Genomic DNA, 18211 nt, shown 5'->3' with positions numbered 1-18211 from the left:
TCTGTTTAAGCCCTTAACGCTAGCCATGTCTGGCATTAACGTTTGCCCGTTCGCTTGGATACATTGTGCGCTAACCGTTTACCTTTACGAAACAACTCGGCAGTAAAGCAGAGCGATACACTGTTTAGCTCTGTTATTTAGATAAATACACTGAGTTTGACTAGTATTTGTAGGGTGGTTGCGATGTTTTTACTCGAGGTGTAACTGATGAAGCTTCACTGGCAGATAATGATAGCTATTGTGATAGCGCTTTTTGTTGGCTTGATGACATCCCAAGATAGCAATCTCTATCAAGTTTACGGCTTTATCGGCACCCTGTTTCTTAATGCGCTGAAGATGGTGATTGTGCCCTTGATCATGGCGTCAATTATCTCCAGCATGGCCAGCCTGAACCAAGGGGATAATTTAGGCCGTTTGGGGTTAAAGACCTTAGGCTATTATGCAACCACCAGTCTGATCGCCATCTTAATTGGCCTCACCATCGTCAATATCACAACGCCAGGTATCATAGATGGTGTTCCTGCTGGTGAGATGTTAAATCTTCATGCCGACAGTGATGAGCTGGCATCAACCTTGATGAGAGTAGAAGGTCGAGGCAGCAAGGATGTGTTAGAGATCTTTATTCGTATGGTGCCAACCAATATCGTTTCGGCGGCGGCTGAAGGTCAGATGTTAGGACTTATCTTCTTTAGTTTACTGTTTGGCTTCTTCATGGGACGCGTCGAAGGGCGCAGAGGAGAAGTACTCAGAGATTTTTGGACCGGTGTCTCTAAGACCATGGTGCTTATTACTCAGTTTGTACTTAGGTTTGCCCCCATTGGTATATTTGCCTTAATCGCAAAAACAGTCAGTGCAACAGGCTTTGATGCGTTCGAGCCCATGTTAGTTTTTCTGTTAACGGTAATGGCAGCGCTGGCTGTACATGCCTTTGTGGCTTTACCCATTCTGCTCAGATTTGTTGGTGGTGTGAGTCCATTAAAACAGCTCACCGTGATGTCACCGGCTATGTTGATGGCATTTTCTACGGCATCGTCATCGGCAACGCTTCCTTTGACCATGGAGTGCGTAAAAAAACGCGCCGGAGTTTCACGTAAAACAGCCAGTTTTGTCCTCCCTTTAGGAGCGACAGTCAATATGGACGGAACCGCGCTTTATGAGTGCGTTGCGGCCATGTTTATTGCCCAAGCCTATGGATTAGAGTTGGGTTTTGTCACTCAGTTCACCATAGTGTTAGTTGCCCTATTAACCTCCATCGGAGTCGCAGGGATCCCCGCGGCAAGTCTAGTGGCCATTACCGTTATTTTAGGGGCCATCGGCCTGCCACTCGAGGCGATAGGTTTGCTATTGGTGACCGACAGAATTTTGGATATGCTCAGAACGGCAGTGAACGTCTATAGTGATGCCTGCGGCACCGTGATTATTGCGCGCTCTGAGGGGGAGACTTGGGTGCTTTCACCTGAGCAAGATCATGAAGTCACCCAGCCCAGGGATGACTAGGCTATACATATCTCTCTGGCTTTGGCTTGATATAAAGACTTATCGGCTTGCTTAATGAGATCGTGATAGTGTGCCATATGCGGCGTTTGAACAGCGACGCCAACGCTGATGCTACTTAACCAGTAATGCTCTCCCAGTGCGATTTTTATATTGGCTATTTCATCATGAAGCTTAGCGGCTAACTGTTTGATATCAGAGAGCTGTGTATTAGGGCTGATCACAATAAACTCATCTCCCCCAAGACGGCAGATTAAATCATCGGTTCGTAGATGATGAGTTAGGTGGCGCGCTAATTCACACAGGACGATATCTCCAGCATCATGACCGAACGTATCGTTGACCGATTTAAAGTCATCAGCATCAATTAAGATACAGGCCAAGGTGTGTTGTTCATGTTGTGACTGCCCCCAAAGCTGGCTGAGCTGTTCCATGGCGTAACGGCGATTAAACAGCCCGGTCAAAGAGTCTGTATTTGACAGCTTTTCTAAATGCTTATTGGCATCGATTAAAGCCTGAGTACGTGCATTAACTTTATCTTCAAGAGAATGATTAAGTATTTTCAGTTGCTGGTTTTGGTCACATACTTGTTCAAATAAACTGTTAAGTGCAGTTAATAGCGGTGTGGTGGCATTACTCGTTTGTGTCTGCTCTAGCCGATAAGCTTGCATGGGGGTCATCCCCGAATCGATGGCAGTGATCTGTTTAGCCATATTTTGGTCTGCACCTAAAATATGGAAGGCAAGCCATTGAGTTAGAAATTTGAGCAGGCTTTTTAATGTATCTCTGTCTTGTATGGATATACTTGCCTGATAGCTTAAGATTTCATTGAGAAAGTACTGATGCTCTTTGATTTGTTCTTTGATATGGCGTTCATCAACCCCTTTATGGGTCATCAGTAGTTCTTCATCTGAAAAATGGTTCTGAGTGTAATCCCATAGCTCACCGAGCACGCCCTCGATATCTGCTAGCACTAGCTCATCTCTGACTATCTGACGACCAAAGCGGTTAATCAGACTAACAAGCTTAAAGTGTTGCTCATCGACATCATCTAACCCGGTAACATAGTGGCTATCCCACTGAAAAGAATCCATATCTCAATCAAATCTATTAATGACTATTCGCGGCAGATTGTAGGGAACTGCTCCTCGCTTGTCGTTGTGCTAGCGCACGTTTTACTTTATTGGGAGCAGAGAAAGATGACATTAACGCTTGTTTTAATAGCGCTTGTTGAAAATTATTGATAGATATTGTTTATTACATTTGAGTTGTGTGTGCTTATTTCAGCATCAGTTAATTTAAGGTAGAGTCATTTACTCAATACACACGAGGCAGCTGCAATGAAGCAGGCTTCGATTTAAGGGAGTATCCAAGCATAGTTAGTTTGGATAGAGCGTATACAGCAGCATAGGAACTTTATTGCGCTGTGATTGAATGGCACCAATATAAATTATATTCATTCACGTCGATTAAATTATATTAATAGGGACGTTAAATGTCAGAGAAAATGCAACTAGCTCAGCTAAATATTGCCCGTACTAAGGCTGCAATGGATGAACCTTTAATGAAAGAGTTTGTCGATAATTTAGAGCCTATCAATGCCATTGCTGAATCAAGCCAAGGTTTTGTCTGGCGCCTGCAGGATGAAAGTGGCGATGCCACCAGTATTCAGGCCTTCGAGGACCCATCACTTATCGTTAATATCTCAGTGTGGGAGTCAGTCGAGTCGCTTAAAGCTTTTATCTTCAAGACGCATCATATCGATTTTTTGAAACGTAAAAGTGAGTGGTTTGATAAATTAGATGACGCGAATTACGTGCTTTGGTGGGTGCCAGAAGGTCACCAGCCTAGCGTGGAAGAGGCGAAAGAGAGGTTGATGCATTTAAGGGATCAAGGTGAGTCGGCTTATGCATTTAGCTTTAAGCCTAGTCGTGAATAGTCCTGTATAGTACAGAATAGTCGTGAATTTTAATGAGCATTTTTTGTAGGAGGTTTGTTTGAACCGTCAATGGATAGCAAGCATGGCAGTGTTCACTGCTTTGATCAGCTTTAGCAGTTTCTCAGCCAATGATAAAGGTAAAAATGAGGTGTTTAGTGTCGACCGTATCGTGTCCGATGATGTCAGCCTTAACTTCACTAATGATAATGATATTCAACCGAACATCAGTAATTTTACTGTGGTCAATTATGTACTGATGAGTAATGAGAAGGGCGATCGCCGAGCCGTAGTCACATTAGAGAACCAGTCATCAGGCAGCCGAATTTTTCAACATGATCAGATCATGGCGTTAATCGGAGACGGTAAACGTATCTCACCACGATTTTATAAACAAAAGTTTAAAGCTGGAGAAAGTATCTCTATGACACTTTCATTTGGCAATCACCTCAATCCCATTTTACAGATCTATACCCGCAAATAGGCCAACGATACCAATCAGTATAAAGACTTGATCGCTCAGCGAGAGTTTAGCGCTTCTGAGGCAAGGCAACGAGTGAAGAGCATAGTTATTCTACGTTTAAGCTCGTTAACGCAGCATTCAGAAGCGCTAAAACTCGCCTTATAGGAGCTTTTTGGGCTGCCTACTTCTTCGTTGAATAACCTCATAAGGGATCACCATTACATCACTTATTCGCCTCGAATTAGTTTGCCCAAAATAGCTCTGAGTAGATCAATTTCTTATACTGATTGGTATTACATCATTACCATCTGTTTTTCTATAAAAGGCTGAGTGATTCAGTCTTTTACTCTACTTGATTCAACTTCAATTCAGTGTTTTCGCTCTATATTAATCTTCTCCCTACAATAGGGTGTTAATTTTATGTAAACTAATGAAAAATTATGGAGGAAGATAATTAGATGGAACCCCAGATAGTCGAAATAAAAGACTTTGTATCATTTACCTTAGCGATTATTGCGCTATTTATCGGCAAAGCGATCATCTCTCGTTACGAGCTATTGCGTAAATACAGCATACCTGAGCCTGTTGTCGGTGGTTTTGCCTGTGCGACAATTGTGGGGATCCTCTATTATGCGTTTGGCATTCAGATTGAGTTCAATTTAGAGGTCAGGGATATCTTACTGCTTTACTTCTTTGCCGGCATTGGCTTAAAAGCGGATATTGTGACTCTGCTCAAAGGCGGTAAGCCCTTACTTATTTTGCTGATGTTATCGAGTGTGTTTATCTTCCTGCAAAACTTCATGGGGGTGAGTGTTGCAACCCTATTTGGTCTAGACCCCAAAGCAGGTTTGATGTCAGGTTCAATCTCTCTCATTGGTGGCGTCGGCACGGCAATGGCCTGGACGCCAACATTTGTTGAGGAGCTAGGGATCGTCAATGCCAGTGAGTTAGGTATAGCGTCAAACACCTTAGGTCTTATTGCTGCTTGTGTGATTGGTGGCCCAATCGCGGCATATTTGATGAAGCGTCATCAGGTAAAGCCTAACCTTGATGACAACTTAGATATCGGTGCGAGTCATAACAAAAACGCTAAGCATATTCAGGTGGATTATTTTGGGGTATTGCGTGCTTGGCTGTGGCTTAACGTCACCTTGATAATTGGTTACTTTATCGATTTAGGCCTACAAGGTGCAGGGCTTAAATTGCCCATGTTTGTTGCCTGTCTTTTAGCCGGTATCATCATAGGTAATATTGGCCGTGCTTATCTGAATCGAGATAAAGAGAAAGATAGAAGCTATGTTGAGGATGCCTCTAAAGGCTTGTCGCTGATCCAAGATATCTGTCTGGGTATGTTCCTGACGATGGCATTGATGAGTCTCAAAATTTGGGAGCTTGAGGGGAGCCTTGCGTATATCTCAGTGGTAATGGCACTTCAAGTCACGCTATCTATCTTATTTACTGTGTTTATCGTGTTCAGGATGATGGGCAAAGATTATGAAGCGGCGGTGATCTGTTCCGGTTTTGGTGGTGTGACTTTAGGTTCAACTGCAACGGCGATAGTGAATATGACAGCCGTTTCCCAGCAATATGGTGCGGCGCACAGAGCCTTTATTATCGTACCTTTGGTGTGTGGTTTCTTTATCGATATCGTCAATGCGATGATCATTAACCTGTTCGTTAATTTTTAATCTTGTCAGCTACTTGAAACTTACCAGCTACTTGGAGCTTGCCTGATAGCAAGTGACAAGTAGCTTTTAGGGATTTGGTCTCATTGGGTTGATACTTGTCGGATAACAAGTTCCTGAAATATCTATTGTGGTTTCATTGGGCTAATTCGGTATTTGGTTAGTTTATTGAGAACCATAGCTTCATTGGTGTTTATTGCTTGCAGCAGGTGCTGTAAATGGATTTACGAATGTCACGATCACAAGGATGTGAATGAGTGACCTTAAGTGCAAAGACTTATATGGACAAAAATGTGATGACTTGTCGGATCACAAGTTACTTAAATATCCATTTAATTGATTTCATTAGGCTAACTTTGTATTGGATTATTTTCAGGTAAACATAACTTCATTGTTACCTATTGCCTGCAGCAAGCTTAAGTGCAAACACTTCTGCGACACGGCGTGAATATATCCCTATAGCCTCGGCCATGACGTCCATGTAATGGACGGCCACAGCCGCGTTCAAACCTGGTTATTTATGTCTTCGATTTTAGTTTTACTGGCTTGTGATAACTAAACACGTTTATGGACAGAAGTGTGTTACGAACTTCGAGCAAATTATACCCTTTGCATAACTTTTTGTAGTCCAAATTACTAATTAACACAGCTTTAATAGTTGACGGTTTAACACGGTTTCGAGAAGCAAAGAGCATCAAATATCATCTAACGAAGCTCTCAGTGTATCGAGTGTTTGCACTCCTAAATTACTACTCGTCCATCCGAACTTATCATCATGAAATCTTGGGAATATGTGAAGGTGATAATGACCTAAATCATTAAAGTCACCGTTATTCTGGATGAAGCTAATTCCATCAGGATTATATTTTGATGCAATCCTTTGATAAAAAACCTTAGCTACCGTATTGATTTCACTGAGCACTTTTTCTGGTAAATCGGGAAAAGATGCGTACGGTTTCTTAGGTGCAATAAGTATATGTCCAAAGTTAATCGGATCATGGTCTGCAAAAGCAATTACTTCTATTGATTCATAAACAATTACGGCATCGATTTCACGATTAACTATTTGCTCGATTAACGTCATATGTATTCATCCAATTTGAATCTAGAGGCTATAAAGGCATCATATACAAATGCATAGGATTTGCGCAATAATCGATATTGGTAGTTTTCAAGCATTACTGAAAATAGCCTGATATAAGGAAAAGTAAGGTGAAACTACTTACGGAATCGACTATCGACTTGCTTTGTAAACACATAAAGGGGCAGAAATGTGTTACTCCTAACCCGTTTCTGCCTGCAAAAATGCGAGAAATTATCAAACTATATTATAAATGGTCAGACTTTATTATGATTTATCAAACTTTAATATGAACGCACAATTGTCGATGCCTTTACAGGTCTTTAAATTTGTTGAAGTTATTTAAGCAAGCATCATAATAGAAATCAATGAAACCACGAGTAGCTCCAGACTCAGCAGCTTTATATGCATGATTCATGACTCTTTTACCAAAATTAACAGACTTTCTCTCGTTATCGGATGATACTTCAAGTCTACGAAATTTGGACTCCATCTCTTCTTTCGGTATATTATCAACGGTAGCAGCAGCTAGCATGCCACTCGCAATTTGTGCAATTTCTCCACATTTCTTTATTTGAGCTTGAGCTTCTTCATGGGTCGGAAGGTCTGCTGCCACAGCTGAAAATGAGCATATTGCTAGTGATATCGCTAATAGCCTATTCATTAACTTGTCCCTTGGTGATGTCGATTCGTCAAATATCAGCATAATTATATACAAAATTCGATATCGTTACATGTTCTTCGACCACCAATACCTTCAACCAAATCGAGTTCAAAGCTTAATATAGAAGTTTCAGTAATAGCTTCTGTTTCAATGCGTAAACTGTATAACCAAAAGAATGAAATTAGTAAATCTAATCAATAAAGGAGCTCAACGACATGGCTAGAATTCAAGCTCTAAATGATTTAGGGGCAGAAGTGAGTTACGAAGCCTAGCAATAAACCTAAACTGAAGAGATAGACTGCTTGTGAAAACCTCAGTGTAGGTAATGGAATGGACCCATCCCCTTTTAATCGGCCTCACAATGGGCCACGATGAAGTTGCTACAACTCATCAGAAAGAGGACGGGTCCACCATGAAGATTACTACAATTGGTTTAGATATCGCAAAGTCTGTTTTCCATTTTGTTGGCGTGAATAAAGCAGGAAAGCTTGTCAAAAAGAAAATGATTAAGCGTAAAGACTTAATTCATTTTTTTGCACAAGTAGAGCCAAGCCTTGTTGTCATGGAGGCTTGTGGTGGAGCTAATTACTGGGCTAGAGAGTTTCAAAAGGTAGGCCATGAAGTCAAATTGATAGCCCCTCAATACGTCATTCCATACAGGCCTGGTAATAAAAATGATTATAACGATGCGCTCGCAATAGCTGAGGCAGCCCAAAGAGCAAATATGCGCTTCGTACAGCCAAAGCCTGTCGAGCAGCAGGATGTACAGATGCTTCACCGAATGAGGGAACGTCTAAACAAACAGTCTACCGCCTTAGTCAACCAGGTTAGAGGCATGCTGGCAGAATACGGCATCGTAATAGCAAAAAGCAAAGCGGCCTTTAGGAAAGCGCTTCCTGACACTTTATCTGATGAGAACAATGAACTGACAGTGAAAGGACGGTACATATTCAATCAGTTGCATGAAGAATTTACCGATATAGAGAAACGCCTAAAAAGCTGTGATACGCAGATAGTAGAAGAGAGAAATACAAACCCTGTTTGCCTGCGTATAGAGACATCTCCAGGTATTGGTCCTGTCACTTCGACAGCTTTTTATGCGGCAGTGGGTGAAGGAAAAGACTTCTCCAATGGTAGGCACTTCTCAGCTTGGTGTGGCTTAGTGCCAAGACAACATAGCAGTGGCGGCAAAGATAACCTGCTAGGGATAAGCAAAAGAGGCAATGCCTATTTACGAACTTTGTTTATACATGGAGCAAGAGCGGTCTTGCAGCACTGCGGAGGAAAACAAGATAGGTTGAGCCGCTGGGCATACGCTTTGGCAGAAAGAAAGGGGTTTAATAAGGCCTGTGTTGCAGTGGCTAACAAGCTTGCAAGAATAACCTGGGCTATCGCCGCTAGGGAAGATGAATATAGGACATTTGCGTAGCAGTGGTCCTAAAGTAAGACGAACCGAGTTAGCGTAAAACATACCAGCAAGTTGCTATGACACTTGATTTGATGATGAGACAGTCAGACTGCTCTACTTAAAACCTTACGACAGCATAGGCTCTAAAGAAGCCGCAGGGATGATAAGGAAAGTAGAGGCACATATCCATCAGGGCCAGAGGTTAACCTCATAAATAGGCCGAATATATGGGTGCAATGAACTCTTCTCATAATTGATATCAAATGTCTTGCAAACGGGATGGGTCCATATATGCGGCTGCGAGCTTCGATTTCAGGGATGAAATCGCAGAGCGTATAGGGACATATTTACAGCGTTTCGCAGAAGTATCTACATAGCCCCCGCTGGGAAGCGTTAGGTTGCCATGAAAGTACGACTTTCAAACACGCTTCCAAGTATCAATGATGCCACAACCTCAATCAGAAAATGTAATCCGTCTTCATTCGAAGGCTGGCTCACTTTGGGGTAGAGATGAGTTACGGGATACTAGCCATAAGCCTAAACTGAAGAGATAGTCTGCTTGTGAAAACCTCAGTGTAGGTGCGGCTGCATGTTTCCAAAACATGGCCGAAAATGTTCCCTACATTTTTCGGCATTTCCACCATCTGTGGCGGTCAAATGTTTTGGTAGAGCCCACAGGGATGTGATTGCGGCGTTTCGCAGAAGTAACTACACATACCTCGCCGGACAGGCGTTTGGTTACATTGAAGGTACGACCTTCAAACAAACCATCCAACAAGTGCTGGATTCCGGCTCAAAATCTCTGCCGGAAAGACGGAAGTATCAACGACAATGTAATAAGTCTTCATTCGAAGGCTGGCTCACTTTGGGGCATAAATGAGCTAGATTACCCGCACTAACTCAAAAGAGATTTAAAAAATGAATAAAAGCGATTCACCACGGAGAACACAGAGGGCACGGAGAAAGGCAACAGCTAAAGCCTTTGCAACTCTCAACTTTTAGCTCAATCTTTACCTCCGTGTTCTCCGTGTAGCGAAGCGCTCCGTGGTGATACTTCTGCTTTAAATAATGTGTATGACGCATGGGCAAAGTTATGTCTGTCTTATCTTTCAAAGCATTAATCGGGTCAGAGTAAAATTTATCAACCAATTAAAGCTTAGGCTTACTACCAAAACTCCAATCGAAGAGATTACTTACACATGCGCCCACTGCAGGTGATAGATAGCAATGAAAGAACGACTTTCAAACTCACTACTCAATACCAACTCAGCCAGAAGCTAAATCAGAAAATGTAATCAGCCTTCATTTGAAGGCTAGCTAGCTTAGTTGTCGAGTTTAATGAACATCAGATCGCAAGGCATATTACGGATCACAGGTTCTGTGGGTGAGATAAAAAACTGGCTTAAGAAGTTTGATTTATGATGCCCCATGATAAGCAGGTCAATGTCATGCTTGTCGATATAATCTAAGATCTCATTGTCGAGATCGCCAGCGTTGATCACCTGTTTTTGTATCGGGTAGTGATGCGCTACATCAATGTCTAACGAGTCAATCAACCGCTTCATGGAGGTTATAGATTCTTCACGGACTATACTCTCTTGTTCTTTGTAGTCTGACCCAAGCATGCCTTCATAAGTGTGAGGAATATCTAGGTCGATATGGATAAGACTGAGCTTTGCATTATTGAGTTTGGCCAGATCGGCTGCTTTTTCTAAGGTTTTATAGCTGTCTTTATTCAAAGCCACGCTGAGAAGTATATGTTTATAACTCATCTTGAACCTGCCTATTTATCTGTTTGACCTTACTATTGAGTAAGGCTAATACAGTAAATAGTAAGCTATTTTGAGATTTGTAATATTGAATATAACTTAGTCAGAAGTTAAGAAATTCTTACTGCTCATTTCACGCTATAGCAACTCTTCGACAATTAACTTGAGCAGAAAGGTCTCACGTTCGATAGACATCCCCTTCTTAGGGCTGTTGGCTATGGTGTGTTCATTGTGCTTAATGGCTTCATGAATATTGATCCAAACAGGCGTCATACCATTTTGAATTTCGTGTTCTTCTAATTTGGTTTCACCTAGCTCGGGGTGAATGTTGCACACGAAGCAATAGGACAGCATGTGAACGATATCAAAGTCAGCTTTGTACCAAGGGCGAAATTCCTCATACAGGCCAAACTCGCGCATCACTTCAATATGCTTAGCCCCAGTTTCCTCTTCAAGCTCTCGAAGCAAGCCCTCTTCAATGGACTCACCATCATCGATGCCACCGCCAGGAATACTGTAATCATGGTAGCGTTCGGTGTAGAGCATCAAAATATTCTCACCATCTAATATAATGCCGCGAGCAGCATTACGGTTGAAGGTTTTTCCTTCAGTTGTTCTGAGTTCAGGGTGGGTGGTGGTTCTTAAGTGGCGCATACTAGTTCTCAGTAAAGGGTAAATATGATGCAATAGCCGCTTATCATTTTAATAATAGGCGCATCGCTAGCGTCATTGTGGTTTTGTCTGAACTTGTCTGAATTAGACGGGCTTTAAACGGCTTCAATGTAAGCGGTTTGCTCTGTTATTTCTTGATAGTGAGCAATGATCTTGGCTATCTGCTCATTATCTGTGTGTACATTTTTTTGTATGCGCTGATAGTGGGCAAGTGTGTTTGCTAAGTACAGCTTGTCATCAGCCCGTGATAGATCCCACATGTGCGAGCCCACCTTTGAGAGTGACACTTGGCTCTGAGTGGAAAGGTGCATGATCTCGTAGAAACGTTTGTTCTCTTTGAGTAAGCATTCATGGACCAATCCCAGCTGTAGCTGAGCCATAGCCTCTCTGACCTTATAGTTATGATGTACCGGGCAGAGGATAAACTCGAGGTGCTTGTCTGGGTGACGAGTCAAGATTTGACTGACTAGCTGGATCAGTAGATCGCCACCGACGCCGGCAATAATGATCAAGTGGGTTTCACTATCCCTGTATGTTTTCAGAGGGAGGGTGACGACATCGATACAGTGGACTTTCCACTTGGGGCTCTTATCAGTCTCAGCTTTGGAATGAGGCAACGAAAATTGTTGTAACTTAGAGGCCAGCTCAAGCATTAACTCCTCTACCATATCGACAAAGTGGATCGTTTGGGCTGCATTGCGTTGCAATAGTTTTGCACCTAAAAAACCATGATCGCAACAGCAATCCCAGATATGGTCATAATGTTTAGTCACTAACTTGTCTATTTGGCTTAGGCGCAGGCTAACTTTCACGATTTACTCGACTTCTGATACTAGGGGCGTGGTGCTAGTTGCTATTGTATCGTGGATCTTAGCTGTTGTGGAGAAAAGGGGCAAAGAGGGGGAGTAGGCTTACATTAGCTTGATGATATCGATTAAATGTAGGATGCGCAGTCCTAAGCTCTCCTCATTGCTTACCCATGCAGTGGTTTCAATTTGATATTGCGCTTGATTAAGTTCATGGTCCGCTTGCGAGTTAACTGCTGAGCCTTGTTTCAAGCTATTAAGGTAACTCTGAATATCTTCTATTGAGAGTATAGGAGCTGCTTCACCTTGATTCACTTGCCATTGATGCTGAATCTGTTCTGACTCGAAGCTATTATTAAATAGGTGCTTTTCACTATAAGCTTTGCTTGGTTTGATATAACGAGTCTTTGTTAAGAGCTATAGTTGACCCTAGACAGGTGGCTGTATGTACAAGATGTGGCAATAGAAACAAGATAAAACAAGCCCTTAAAGGGCTTGTTAGTTTGGACATTGTATGAGGAATGAAAATGGACTGATGACTTACAGTACCATTTCAATTTCTAGCTCAATATCAGTACAGCCTTTCTTACAAAAAACGCCATATTTGCCAGTTTGTTTTATATCGGTGGGAACAACCAACTTAAGCGGTTGTTTACACGTTTCACACAATACTGTATTGCCTTTAAATAGACGTTTAATAAGGTTTTTCTGTTCATTAAACGATTTGGCTGTAGTCTTGTTTATCGCTGAAAAATCTAGCTTCTGTGTCTCTTTGGTCATAAGGGCTTCTTGGTCATTTTATGAAAGTCATCTTGTGGCTGAGTTCGAGTATATCCTTAGGCTCGTTGATTGCGAAACCTCTTTTCGTCATCTGAAGAGTATTTGAGCGCCGTTAAGCTTCAAATTGTAATGAATTCATGAACGGGGTTACTTTGTTTATGGCACTAACTTATTAAATATAAGTACTATGATTAGTCCTACTAAGCCTTTTTATTATTTGTATTACTCAATAAAAGAAAATTTAAGCTGTGCTTTTAGTCAAGTCAGCAGCAAGTCACGTGTGTAAACAAGGGGGGTTAATGCTCAGACTGAGTGTGTTATTTATCTATTTCTGCGTGCTCAGTGCTTCAGCAGCTCAATTGTCGGTTATCGCCATCGATTATCCGCCGTTCACATCAAAGAGTGAACCTAGGGATGGGATCGCTTTTGCTCTATTAAGTGATTCGCTAAAGGGCAGCGACCTTTTGCCTGTGCCTGCATATTGGTCACCCGCTCGGGCCCATAAACTGGTTCAAAAAGGAGACTGGTGTGCCAGTTTCTATCCGCCATTAAAGCCTGATGATAATAGTATTATTATTGGCTTGGGCGAAGAGCCAATCAGACTTGGTTTATTTAGACATCGTCAGCAGTCAGCCTTTAAATGGGATACCTTGACTGAACTTGAAGGTAAAAAGGTCGCTTATTTAAGAGCACTTTCTCGTGATGGTATCGGCAAGGATATGACGGATGCAGGAATGGAGATCTTTAACGTAGAAACCGTTAAGCAAGGTTTGATGTTACTGGATAGGGGGCGGGTAGACTATGCCTTTGGTGACAGTATCTCTGGACCCTTGATTATGAAGTCGTTGAATATCTCACCTGAAACGTACCAATTCTCTTCTAGTATATTTAGGGAGTTGCCTGTTGGGATTTGGTTGAACTTGAAGTGTGAACAAGCATCCATGGCTGCGGCATATCTTGAAAGTGGCGGATATCAGCGGCTCGCTATCAATTAAACCTCATTTTTGCACTGTTAAATTAACGCTTATCAGCCCAGATAATCATAGATATAGCCCCCACATTGAATTACCCTATTGGCTCTTATTCTCTGTCATTATCAGGCTCGTTGTCATGCCATTAAAACCCACACAAGTATCAATCGAAACTACAGAGACGAAACCTTCTGCGATAGATAGCGCTCCGGATGATGTGAAACTTGCTGTGGATTTGATTTATCTGTTTGAGAGTAATGGCATAGATCCTAAGACCGCGCTATCCGCCTTGAAAATAGTCCAAAGCGATCTTGAGAAGAAAGTAAATACCCTCTAAAAAACGAATAACAGCGGCTAATCAATAACTAAGGATTATTTTCTGCTATTAGAACTGATAACGTACTCCTGCTATCGCTTCTAACTCTACCTTCACATCATCGATAATATAAAGAATAGGCTGAGCTTCGACGAAAAATGTGAATTTCTCGACTGAGGTCTGTGCACCGAATATGGCCCTGGCGCCCAGCTTTACATCATGTTTACTCGAGTTGATATCGGCAATCTTACCGCCAAACCCATAATAGAAATGCGGCGTGTTACTGAAGTTAATCATCTTATCTGCTGTGATTGAAAACTTATCCAGTCCCACTCCCAATTTTATATCGCCAAACTTGGCATTTATGCCAGAGTCGCTACCTATCATGACACCGACTTGAGGCGCAGCCGTTGCAGTTGAACTGGTTAATGTCACTAACGCGGACAGAATGAATATAGAGAGAATTGGTTTCATGTTTTACCTTTTATAGCTAATACCGATGGGGATTAGCGCCAACAATGGGAGAAAGGTTAGTGAAACTGATCGCATAATTCAATCGGGAACAGGCTTATTCTAGTATAAAATCAATTAGTGATAATTTATTGAAATATATGATAAATAAACTGTGTTGCGGTTGGTCTTTAATGAAATCAAATAGTAAATATTTTGCTTTCAATCTGTCAGTAATATGGCGAGAAATGGCAAAATAATGATGGTTCCTATCTGTAGGAACGAAGAAATCTAGGAGATCAGGAAATATACTAACGGTTTTTCAGGTCTACTTAACTAAGCGGCTTATGACCTGGTAATAGGTCTAATACCAATCGGTATAATACCTTGCCATTTTTTAAGCGAGGGTTCCTTGTATATTGGAGGGAGTATGTGCGGCACACCTAAGGCAAATCTTAGTGCTCAACTACCTAAAACCCCTTTTAGAAGTTTTATGGCCAGTATGACACTTGCCCAGCGTAAACGTTTCGCTGAAGTGGCAAACCGCGCCCAAGATCGCCGTGAAAGTCGAGAGAGCAGAGCGCTTTATCGGCAACGTCTATCCTCTAACCCAAAGCCTGCAACTAATTTGTATAAGCTAAACCTATGGGGAAGGCTCAAGCAATTTTGTGCACAAACGGTAAATCTGATGGGGTAAAACCTTTAATCTTTCCGAACCTAGAACCTAGAACCTAGAACCTAGAACCTAGCCCCTAGGTTCTACTTTTACCTAAAACGCTTCTGCAACCGAGACATAGATAGCATCATTATCTCCAGAGCGAGCGTAATCTAAGCGTAAGTTGATTCTCTGTGAGTCGAGTACCATATAGCGAATGCCCATACCGTAGCTGCGGATCATGTCATTATCCCAAAGCTCAGATATCTCATGTGAGTCGAAACCGCCTCCTGCAAATCCGACCAAACCGAAATCCCCAAACACTTTCCATCTCGCTTCAATCTGTCCCGAAGATGAGGCTTTATTGAGGTATTTAGTCGCTGAGAAACCACGTAGCCCGACAGTGCAATAATCCCAAAGAGGCGCATTACCGTATTTAGCACAACCCCTAGCTTCAAATGCTAGCACCAATGGCTCAAATAGATGGTAGTAATAGCGATAACGAGCCAGATAAGATTGGTAGGTGTTACTGCTACCCAAGAGCTCATCATTGAACATGGCATCGAATTCGAAACGCTGCCCTGAATAGGCGTTGGTTTGGTTATCTCGCGTGTCGTATTGGATGAGTGCGCCAACGCCATTGGCTTTAGCCTTGCCGATTTCGTCTTCTGTATTACCTTCTATATTTTGGCCTTCGCCGCTACTCGAAAAGGTCTGTTCGTTATTAATCAAGCGTACTTGTCCACCCACAAACCAGTTCTCACCAACATTGCGAAGCAATTGACCTTTGAGTAGGGTGCCCTCAATATTCCAATCCAGTCCTTTACCGCTCTGTGTATATTTACTGTCGAGTAGGGTTAACTTGAGTGCGACGTAAGCGGCGGCCCCTGTGAAGCGCCACTTATCTTCATCCCAGTAGTTTTGCTGCATGAGCCCATAGGCATAGCTGTCATTATCCGTATAAGCTGCAACAGCTTGCGTCGTCGATGCGGGTTGAACCGCTTTTTCTGCTGCGGTTTGTCCATAATAATACGCGCCAGCGATGACCAGACCTGTGCCTATGGTTGGATCGGCAATAGGGACTGGTACTGCAACAAAATCACCTTTCTGTGCTTTTAGTTTAGTGTCTTCCTCACGCAGATCCGGTGTCCAATCTGGGATGATATTGTTGACACCATAGGAGCCTGTGCTGGTGCTCTGATGGGTTTCTCTCGCAGTTTGAAGATTAGGGTTGATGCTTTGAGGTTTTACTTCTGTTTCAGGCGAACTTTGAGCTAGGCTCAGTGGCGAAGTCATCAAGCTATAAAGTACCACACTCGTCAATGACAGGGACTTAATGAGTGTTAAAGCACACAGGGTTAACGGCTTAATTGATGGCATTGATATCCTCCTAAACCACAGATTGAAATTATAGGTTAGCAGTTTGTTTTATTTAAGTAACTGTATTGTTTTCGTCTTTTGCTTGTAATACCAATCGCTATAAAAAAGGGCGCTTGTAGGAAGCGCCCTCATTGGCTGAGTAATAAGTACCAATCGGTATTATGGCTCGCATTGAGCAAAAGGGACTATTTTCCCTTCAGGCTTCTCGCGCCATCTTGCACAGAACGATAGTACTTACTTTGACTGCGATCTTTGGCCCGCTTCTCGGCTAACGTTGCCGTATTTAATGCTTGCTCTCGAAGCAACTTTTGATAACTCATTAAACGTCTAACTTCTAGCTCGCCCTTGGTTATTGCCACTTGTACCGCACAGCCGGGCTCTGATTGATGCTGGCAGTCACCAAAGCGGCATTGTTGTGCTAACAGGGTGATCTCTTCGAAGGTTTCACTGACTCCATGCTCACAATCTGCCAACTGTAATTCTCTCATACCCGGTGTATCTAGCAGTAATCCTCCTGATGGCATTTGATGTAAAGAGCGACCTGTGGTGGTGTGGCGTCCTTTACTGTCATCTTCTCGAATTTCAGACGTTAATTGTGCAGTATCTTCCAATAGGCTATTGATGAGTGTTGATTTACCTACACCGGAAGAGCCCATTACAGCGACAGTCTGGTTCGGACCGCAATAGACTTGTAGTGATGTGACACTCTCTTGCGATAGTGCATTGACAGCTTCTACCATAGCGAGTGGAAAAACACTTAAGATCTGTTTGATATAGGCTTGAGTGTCATCACAAAGATCGGCTTTAGTGAGCACGAATACAGGCGTGACATCAGCTTCATTAGCTAAAGCGATATAACGTTCAATACGGCTCATGTTAAAATCCTTATTCAATGATGAGACGATAAATACCGTATCGACATTAGCGGCTATCAATTGAGTCTGAACTTTACTGCCAGGTGCTTTACGGCTAAATAGAGAGTGCCTTGCTAAGCGTTGTTGAAAGTGATTATCTTCATTCAACAGTATCCAGTCACCAACAGTAATATCGAGCATCTTTGCAGTGATCGCCAGCGTTAGCTCACCCGCCTCAGTCTGTATCTCAAATTTATTTCGGTGACAGGCCATCACCTTTGCAGGTAGAAAGTGACGACTTTGTTCGTCAACAAGTTGTTGAGCAAAGAAAGGGCGCCAACCTAGTTGGGTGAGTGCATCGTTCGATTTTTCTGACTTGATAGCAAGTTTGCTAGCAGATTGGCTATCACTAGAGATTGAACTTGAGGCTGATTTAGATTTGATGGTTGAAAATCGGTTTAAATTTTTCATTTTTATCCCAGCGCAAAGCGCCTGAACTGAATCGATCAGGGGATCCTAATAACCTGAGGTATATCTGAGATCCCGGTGTTATCGGCTACTTTCTAACGTCTTGTTAGAATAAGAGTAGCAATAGAAACAACCGGGCAATAAGCGCGAGTGGCCTAAAAAATTTAAGTAAAAAACGGTGTAATTAAATAAACTACTTAAATTATAGCGCTGTTGCCCAGTTAAGCTGTGAAACAATCATCAATCAATCTCCTATAAAATGTGTGGGGAGCAGGTTTATTCAAATCAGTGTGAACAAAGCCATATAAACATATGGGCACACCATAGCAAGTTTTTAACTATGCCTCTAGCTTTCCTTT

The 18211-nt window shown here is 42.3% G+C and carries 19 protein-coding genes; 8 read left to right on the top strand and 11 right to left on the bottom strand.

The genetic code is table 11. The features are described from left to right. Positions 1 to 207: 207 nt before the first annotated feature. On the top strand, positions 208 to 1497 hold the full coding sequence (locus FM038_RS16760) for a dicarboxylate/amino acid:cation symporter (protein ID WP_142874476.1): 1290 nt from the start codon (positions 208 to 210) through the stop codon (positions 1495 to 1497). Here the strand turns inward: FM038_RS16760 and FM038_RS16755 are convergent. Then, a complete protein-coding gene (locus FM038_RS16755) occupies positions 1494 to 2588 on the bottom strand; it encodes a GGDEF domain-containing protein (RefSeq protein WP_195873098.1) in 1095 nt (364 codons plus the stop codon). The two genes, FM038_RS16760 and FM038_RS16755, sit on opposite strands and share 4 nt — an antisense overlap. Before the next feature lie 413 nt (positions 2589 to 3001). On the opposite strand from FM038_RS16755, the gene FM038_RS16750 reads away from it, so the two are divergent. The 3 genes from FM038_RS16750 (at position 3002) to gltS (ending at position 5581) form a co-directional block, all read left to right on the top strand. Beyond that, positions 3002 to 3433, top strand: a complete 432-nt coding sequence (locus FM038_RS16750) for a DUF3291 domain-containing protein (RefSeq protein WP_142874812.1) — start codon at positions 3002 to 3004, stop codon at positions 3431 to 3433. A 58-nt stretch (positions 3434 to 3491) separates the two neighbouring features. After that, positions 3492 to 3914, top strand: coding sequence for a hypothetical protein (locus FM038_RS16745; protein ID WP_142874475.1), 423 nt, complete (start codon positions 3492 to 3494; stop codon positions 3912 to 3914). Between the two features lie 437 nt (positions 3915 to 4351). Continuing rightward, complete coding sequence (gene gltS, locus FM038_RS16740) at positions 4352 to 5581, top strand: sodium/glutamate symporter (RefSeq protein WP_142874474.1); 1230 nt, start codon at positions 4352 to 4354, stop codon at positions 5579 to 5581. 691 nt (positions 5582 to 6272) lie between these two features. Here gltS and FM038_RS16735 read toward each other — a convergent pair. Together FM038_RS16735 and FM038_RS16730 are read right to left on the bottom strand one after the other, a co-directional pair. Beyond that, positions 6273 to 6662, bottom strand: a complete 390-nt coding sequence (locus tag FM038_RS16735) for an HIT family protein (protein WP_142874473.1) — start codon at positions 6660 to 6662, stop codon at positions 6273 to 6275. A gap of 310 nt (positions 6663 to 6972) precedes the next feature. Next, positions 6973 to 7323, bottom strand: coding sequence for a hypothetical protein (locus tag FM038_RS16730; protein ID WP_142874472.1), 351 nt, complete (start codon positions 7321 to 7323; stop codon positions 6973 to 6975). Between the two features lie 412 nt (positions 7324 to 7735). On the opposite strand from FM038_RS16730, the gene FM038_RS16725 reads away from it, so the two are divergent. Next, on the top strand, positions 7736 to 8752 hold the full coding sequence (locus tag FM038_RS16725; RefSeq protein ID WP_142874471.1) for an IS110 family RNA-guided transposase: 1017 nt from the start codon (positions 7736 to 7738) through the stop codon (positions 8750 to 8752). 1301 nt (positions 8753 to 10053) lie between these two features. Here FM038_RS16725 and FM038_RS16720 read toward each other — a convergent pair. The 5 genes from FM038_RS16720 to FM038_RS16700 all read right to left on the bottom strand — a co-directional run bounded on the left by FM038_RS16720 (position 10054) and on the right by FM038_RS16700 (position 12758). Continuing rightward, on the bottom strand, positions 10054 to 10503 hold the full coding sequence (locus FM038_RS16720) for a universal stress protein (RefSeq protein ID WP_142874470.1): 450 nt from the start codon (positions 10501 to 10503) through the stop codon (positions 10054 to 10056). A gap of 135 nt (positions 10504 to 10638) precedes the next feature. Then, positions 10639 to 11154, bottom strand: a complete 516-nt coding sequence (locus FM038_RS16715) for an NUDIX domain-containing protein (RefSeq protein ID WP_142874469.1) — start codon at positions 11152 to 11154, stop codon at positions 10639 to 10641. Positions 11155 to 11267: 113 nt separating this feature from the next. Continuing rightward, the gene (locus tag FM038_RS16710) at positions 11268 to 11984 is read right to left on the bottom strand and encodes a tRNA (adenine(22)-N(1))-methyltransferase (protein ID WP_142874468.1); all 717 of its coding nucleotides are present in this window, start codon (positions 11982 to 11984) and stop codon (positions 11268 to 11270) included. 99 nt (positions 11985 to 12083) lie between these two features. Beyond that, the gene (locus FM038_RS16705; RefSeq protein WP_142874467.1) at positions 12084 to 12293 is read right to left on the bottom strand and encodes a hypothetical protein; all 210 of its coding nucleotides are present in this window, start codon (positions 12291 to 12293) and stop codon (positions 12084 to 12086) included. A gap of 225 nt (positions 12294 to 12518) precedes the next feature. Continuing rightward, positions 12519 to 12758: a hypothetical protein gene (locus tag FM038_RS16700; RefSeq protein ID WP_142874466.1), complete on the bottom strand. Its 240-nt coding sequence runs from the start codon at positions 12756 to 12758 to the stop codon at positions 12519 to 12521. 299 nt (positions 12759 to 13057) lie between these two features. Between FM038_RS16700 and FM038_RS16695 the strand changes: the two genes are divergently transcribed. Together FM038_RS16695 and rsmS are read left to right on the top strand one after the other, a co-directional pair. Further along, positions 13058 to 13753 carry a type 2 periplasmic-binding domain-containing protein gene (locus FM038_RS16695; RefSeq protein WP_142874465.1) on the top strand — a complete coding sequence of 232 codons (696 nt, stop codon included), beginning with the start codon at positions 13058 to 13060 and terminating at the stop codon, positions 13751 to 13753. 115 nt (positions 13754 to 13868) lie between these two features. After that, entirely contained in the window at positions 13869 to 14066 is a 198-nt protein-coding gene (rsmS, locus tag FM038_RS16690; protein WP_142874464.1) for a pleiotropic regulatory protein RsmS, read from the top strand. Between the two features lie 48 nt (positions 14067 to 14114). Here the strand turns inward: rsmS and FM038_RS16685 are convergent, their stop codons facing one another. After that, complete coding sequence (locus tag FM038_RS16685; protein ID WP_142874463.1) at positions 14115 to 14519, bottom strand: hypothetical protein; 405 nt, start codon at positions 14517 to 14519, stop codon at positions 14115 to 14117. 406 nt (positions 14520 to 14925) lie between these two features. Between FM038_RS16685 and FM038_RS16680 the strand changes: the two genes are divergently transcribed. Continuing rightward, complete coding sequence (locus FM038_RS16680) at positions 14926 to 15192, top strand: hypothetical protein (RefSeq protein ID WP_142874462.1); 267 nt, start codon at positions 14926 to 14928, stop codon at positions 15190 to 15192. A 72-nt stretch (positions 15193 to 15264) separates the two neighbouring features. On the opposite strand, the gene FM038_RS16675 is transcribed toward FM038_RS16680, so the two are convergent. Next, positions 15265 to 16530: a BamA/TamA family outer membrane protein gene (locus tag FM038_RS16675; protein ID WP_142874461.1), complete on the bottom strand. Its 1266-nt coding sequence runs from the start codon at positions 16528 to 16530 to the stop codon at positions 15265 to 15267. 185 nt (positions 16531 to 16715) lie between these two features. Further along, complete coding sequence (gene rsgA / locus FM038_RS16670) at positions 16716 to 17855, bottom strand: ribosome small subunit-dependent GTPase A (protein WP_142874460.1); 1140 nt, start codon at positions 17853 to 17855, stop codon at positions 16716 to 16718. Positions 17856 to 18211 lie beyond the last annotated feature (356 nt).

The organism is Shewanella eurypsychrophilus (assembly GCF_007004545.3).
GTDB lineage: Bacteria > Pseudomonadota > Gammaproteobacteria > Enterobacterales > Shewanellaceae > Shewanella > Shewanella eurypsychrophilus.
The sequence above is the reverse complement of the archived record's forward strand: the minus strand, read 5'-3'. Positions and strand labels throughout refer to the sequence as shown.

Excerpts from the sequence above, each read along its gene's own strand:
- FM038_RS16760 (WP_142874476.1), top strand. The coding sequence starts at position 208 with ATGAAGCTTCACTGGCAGATAATGATAGCTATTGTGATAGCGCTTTTT.
- FM038_RS16755 (WP_195873098.1), bottom strand. The coding sequence starts at position 2,588 with ATGGATTCTTTTCAGTGGGATAGCCACTATGTTACCGGGTTAGATGAT.
- FM038_RS16750 (WP_142874812.1), top strand. The coding sequence starts at position 3,002 with ATGCAACTAGCTCAGCTAAATATTGCCCGTACTAAGGCTGCAATGGAT.
- gltS (WP_142874474.1), top strand. The coding sequence starts at position 4,352 with ATGGAACCCCAGATAGTCGAAATAAAAGACTTTGTATCATTTACCTTA.
- FM038_RS16735 (WP_142874473.1), bottom strand. The coding sequence starts at position 6,662 with ATGACGTTAATCGAGCAAATAGTTAATCGTGAAATCGATGCCGTAATT.
- FM038_RS16730 (WP_142874472.1), bottom strand. The coding sequence starts at position 7,323 with ATGAATAGGCTATTAGCGATATCACTAGCAATATGCTCATTTTCAGCT.
- FM038_RS16725 (WP_142874471.1), top strand. The coding sequence starts at position 7,736 with ATGAAGATTACTACAATTGGTTTAGATATCGCAAAGTCTGTTTTCCAT.
- FM038_RS16720 (WP_142874470.1), bottom strand. The coding sequence starts at position 10,503 with ATGAGTTATAAACATATACTTCTCAGCGTGGCTTTGAATAAAGACAGC.
- FM038_RS16715 (WP_142874469.1), bottom strand. The coding sequence starts at position 11,154 with ATGCGCCACTTAAGAACCACCACCCACCCTGAACTCAGAACAACTGAA.
- FM038_RS16700 (WP_142874466.1), bottom strand. The coding sequence starts at position 12,758 with ATGACCAAAGAGACACAGAAGCTAGATTTTTCAGCGATAAACAAGACT.
- FM038_RS16695 (WP_142874465.1), top strand. The coding sequence starts at position 13,058 with ATGCTCAGACTGAGTGTGTTATTTATCTATTTCTGCGTGCTCAGTGCT.
- rsmS (WP_142874464.1), top strand. The coding sequence starts at position 13,869 with ATGCCATTAAAACCCACACAAGTATCAATCGAAACTACAGAGACGAAA.
- FM038_RS16685 (WP_142874463.1), bottom strand. The coding sequence starts at position 14,519 with ATGAAACCAATTCTCTCTATATTCATTCTGTCCGCGTTAGTGACATTA.
- FM038_RS16680 (WP_142874462.1), top strand. The coding sequence starts at position 14,926 with ATGTGCGGCACACCTAAGGCAAATCTTAGTGCTCAACTACCTAAAACC.
- FM038_RS16675 (WP_142874461.1), bottom strand. The coding sequence starts at position 16,530 with ATGCCATCAATTAAGCCGTTAACCCTGTGTGCTTTAACACTCATTAAG.
- rsgA (WP_142874460.1), bottom strand. The coding sequence starts at position 17,855 with ATGAAAAATTTAAACCGATTTTCAACCATCAAATCTAAATCAGCCTCA.